The organism is Gordonia sp. VNK21, assembly GCF_046098115.1.
GTDB lineage: Bacteria > Actinomycetota > Actinomycetes > Mycobacteriales > Mycobacteriaceae > Gordonia.
In genome coordinates this window covers 1-4,164 of the sequence record NZ_JBJURU010000009.1, presented here as the reverse complement: position 1 = coordinate 4,164, position 4,164 = coordinate 1, and the positions used below count along the sequence as shown (strand labels likewise).

Sequence of the window (4,164 nt, the reverse complement as noted above, 5' to 3'; positions counted from 1 at the left end):
TCGAGACCATCAAATCGTGGCTGAGCACCGACCCGGAGGCCGGGCCCACCACCGGTGGGGAGGTCGACACCAGCGGTGACCTCAGCCTGCTGCAGCGGCTGACGATTCTTCCGCGGCGGGTCACCGAGGGCACACTCGCCACCGCCGCCCTGCTGCCCAAGCTGCTCGGCATGTCCGTGGGGCCGGAGAGTTTCGTGCGGGCCGCGGCCCGCACGCCGAGCTCGGTGCTGAACACCCGGCTCGGCCCGCACCGCCGGGTCGCCGTCGAACAGGTGCCGCTGGCCACCCTCAAGCAGTTCGCCTCGGCGGCCGGCACCACGGTGAACGACGTGGTTCTCGCGGCGGTCGGCGGTGCGGTTCGGCGGTATCTGGCGGAGTTGTCGGCGCTGCCGGAGGCCAGCCTCACCGCGTCGGTGCCGATCGGGCTGAGCCGCGATCAGCAGACCCGGAACGCGGCCACGGGCTTCGTCACCCCGCTGGGCACCGACGTCGACGACCCGCTGCGGCGGCTGGCGACGGTGGCCGCCCACACCCGCCGCGGCAAACAGGACGTCGACGGACTCAGCCGCAGTTCTCAGGACTATTTCGCGCTGATCGGGATGACCCCGCTGCTGCTGGCGCAGCATGCCGGGCTGGCCACCCGGCTGCCGCGGCTGTTCAACTTCACGGTCTCCAATGTGGTGCTGGGCCGGGAGAAGCGGTATCTGCTCGGCGCCGAACTCGAGTACGTCGTCCCCATCTCGTTCCTGGTCGACGGCTACGGCCTCAACGTGACCCTGATCGGGTACGCCGATTCGGTGACGCTCGGCTTCGTCGGCTGCCGGGACACGTTGCCGCATCTGCAGCGGCTCGCCGAGTACACGCGGTCGGCGGTCGCCGAGCTGGTGGCGGCGACCGCCGACGGTCACGGGTAGCCGGTCACCGGTAGTCGATCACCATGCGGCCGTCGATCTCGCCCTTCTCCATCCGGTCGAAGACCTCGTTGATCTCGCCCAGGCCGGTGGTGGCCACCGTCGGGGTGATCAGGCCGCGGGCGTAGAAGTCGATCGCCTCGACCATGTCCTGCCGGGTGCCGACGATCGAGCCGCGGATGGTGAGGCCTTTGAGGACGACGTCGAAGATCGGTGCCGGGAAGTCTCCGGGCGGGAGTCCGACGAAGACGATGGTGCCGCCGCGGCGGGCCATGCCGATGGCCTGGCCGAAGGCCTGCGGGTGCACGGCGGTCACCAGGATGCCGTGGGCGCCGCCGCCGGTATGTTCGGCGACGGCCGCGGCGACGTCGTCGACCTCCGCCGCGTTGACGGTGACCTCGGCGCCGAGTTCCCGGGCCAGGGCGAGTTTGTCGTCGGCGATGTCGACCGCCGCCACCCGCATGCCCATGGCTTTCGCGTACTGGCCGGCGATGTGGCCGAGGCCGCCGATGCCGGAGATCACCATCCACTGGCCGGGCCGGGTCTGGGAGACCTTGAGACCCTTGTAGACGGTGACGCCGGCGCACAGGATGGGGGCCACCTCCACCGGATCGAGCCCGTCGGGAATGCGGGCGGCGAACCGGGCGTCGACCAGCATGTACTGGCCGAACGACCCGTTGACCGAGTAGCCGCCGTTCTGCTGGTCCTCGCACAGCGTCTCCCAGCCGGCCCGGCAGTACTCGCAGACGCCGCAGGCCGACCACAGCCAGGCGTTGCCGACCAGATCGCCGACCTTCAGCTCGGTGACTCCGGGGCCGAGGGCGACGACGCGCCCGCAGCCCTCGTGGCCGGGGACGAACGGCGGGCTGGGCTTGACCGGCCAATCGCCGTGGGCGGCGTGCAGGTCGGTGTGGCACACGCCGGATGTCTCGAGCTTGACCAGGGCCTGTCCGGGGCCCGGTACCGGCATGTCGATCTCGGTGACTTCCAATGGTGCGCCGAACTCGTTGACGACGGCGGCGGTGAATTTCTCTTCGGGCATCGTTTCTCATCTCCGGGTCCGGATGCTGCCGTGGCAGGGCAGCGACATGTCCGTGGCATCCAGTCTGCTCCGTCCTGTGCGCCCAGGATGCGGATGCGCAGATCGTATGCGGCGCAGGGCCGCTCGCCCGGACACGCGAACCGTGCCGGGGAGAGGAACCGTGCCGGGGAGCGGCCGGGTCAGGCGAGCAGCCGGGTCAGGCGAGCAGCCGGGTCAGGCCGGCCCGCGCTTCCAGTGCCTTCTCGAGGCCGGAGCGGTGGTGGTTGCCGCCCGGTGGCGCTCCGGTGCAGGTGCGGTCGTGGTGGGGCGGTGCGTGTGCGGCCTGGTCGAGCAGCAGGTCGGGGCGGTGGGCCGGGTTCAGCTGCCAGGGCCCGCGGGTGCCGGCCGGGCGCCAGACCATCCGGCCGGCGTTGGGGCCGGTGCGGAGGATGTCGGTCTCCCATTGGCCCACTCGGGGACCGACCCAGCGGTTGTGGCCGCCGCAGGCGGCTCCGAGCCGGTCGATGTCGGTACGGCCGCCGTCCGGGGTGCGGGTGGGTCCGGTTCCGGGGGCCCAGTCGGGACTGTGGTGGGCCTGGGTGCGGATGAACGGCGCATCGCAGCCGGGTGCGGTGCAGCCGCCGTCGCGGGCGGACAGCATGAGACGCTGCGCCTTGGAGGCGGTGCGCCGGCCGCGGCCGAGGTAGAGCGGCTCGCAGGTGTGCTCACGGAAGACGGCCAGGTGCGGGCTGGCCTGGGCGGCCAGCTCGATCAGGTCGGCGACGGGCACCAGTGTGCCGGTGGTGGTGGCGGCCATGCCGGCGCGCCGGGCCAGGTCGGCGTCGCTGATGGAGATGACGAGTTCGGCGGGGATCCGGTCGGGCCGGCCGAGGCCGCGGTGGGCGAGGACGAAGTCGCACATCGCTTCGAGGGCGTCGTGGTGGCGTTGGGCGGGGGAGCGCTGGTCGCGGTCTTGCGCGGCCGCGAGGGCCTCGTCGGCGGGCGTGCCGTCCTCGGGGTGCGGGGAGTCCGGATCGTCCGGATTGTTCATCCCGGGCGCGGCGTAGCTGTTCAGGATCAGATCGAGTTTGGCGCGCAGGCGGGGCGTGAGGTCGCCGATGAGCCGGCTCATGAGCTGAGGGTTCTGCCCGCTGAGGCGCAGGCCGCGCTGCCGCGTGCGGTCGGCGGGATCGGTGTAGCGCCCGTCCGGGTCGAGCAGGGCGATCAGGCGCCGACCGGCCTTGGTCAGATCGCTGGGGCTCAGCCGGCGCGCATGATCGGCGAGCTCGGCCTCGACGGTGGCGGCGGTGTCCGGGCCCAGAGCGTTCGGGATCTGCTTGACGGTCTCGGCGATCACCAGTGCGTGCGCGGCCCCGATCTCGCCGGTGCCGACCGCCTCCGCGGTGGCGGGCAGCTGCGGGTCGAGCGTCGCCCCGGTCAGCGAGGTGCGCCGGGCCAGAGCGGCGGCGAGCGACGTGCGGCGTGAGGTCTCGGCGGGACCGAGCCGGTGGCCCGTGGCCAGGAAGGTACGCATGTTGAGGTAGCCGGCGGCGCGGAAGACGTTGCGATCGCTGCACTCGAGGTAGGCGGCGGCGGACAGGCCGTCCTGGCGGCGCCGGACCCGTTCGGAGACCTCGACCAGGCTCGCCAGCTCGGACTCGGAGGCGGTGGCCAGCGGCACCTCGGCGAGTTTGGCCAGGGCCGTGTCGACCACGCGCCACAGCGCCAGGGGATCCTCGGGCAGCACCACCTCGTGGGCGGCCCGGAGATCGGACTCGGACAGCGGGGCGGCCCCGGCGGAGCCGATGGCGACGAACCGGTGATCGGCGGGCTCGCCGTGGATCTCGGCCCACCGGTTGTCGGTGCCGCTGAGGTCCTCGGCGCCGCGCGCATCGTCGACCGGCCACACGTCGCCGAGCGCCGGGGGGCGACGATCCCCGCGTCTGGTCCCACCCGAACCTGTCATTGCCTTCTCACCCCCATTCACCGACTTCAGATTAACGCCGGGGTACGACATCTCCGGCGCCGAGAACCCGGCCTGGGTGCGAGACACATTTGTAGGTGGCGGTCCGGTTAGGCGCTGATCGGTGTGGTTGGTGTCTGGTTGTGGTGGTGGGTCCAGATGGTGTCGAGGCGGTTGCTGGCGTGTTCGGCTCGGAGGGTGAGGATGCCGGTGGCGCCGGGGATGTTCCAGTGCATGCCGGAGAGTTTCAGGCGGGCTCCGGCGAGGGA

3 protein-coding genes are annotated in these 4,164 nt (G+C 72.0%); 1 reads left to right on the top strand and 2 read right to left on the bottom strand.

All coding sequences use genetic code 11. The features are described from left to right. On the top strand, nt 1–914 hold a 914-nt coding region (locus ACJMNC_RS10975; RefSeq protein WP_408947997.1), incomplete at its 5' end, for a WS/DGAT domain-containing protein. Between the two features lie 4 nt (nt 915–918). Here ACJMNC_RS10975 and adhP read toward each other — a convergent pair. Then, nucleotides 919–1,953 (bottom strand): alcohol dehydrogenase AdhP, encoded by a 1,035-nt coding sequence (gene adhP, locus ACJMNC_RS10970; RefSeq protein WP_408947996.1) that lies wholly within the window; start codon nt 1,951–1,953, stop codon nt 919–921. 196 nt (nt 1,954–2,149) lie between these two features. Then, the gene (locus ACJMNC_RS10965; RefSeq protein WP_408947995.1) at nt 2,150–3,898 is read right to left on the bottom strand and encodes a DUF222 domain-containing protein; all 1,749 of its coding nucleotides are present in this window, start codon (nt 3,896–3,898) and stop codon (nt 2,150–2,152) included. Between the last annotated feature and the right edge of the window lie 266 nt (nt 3,899–4,164).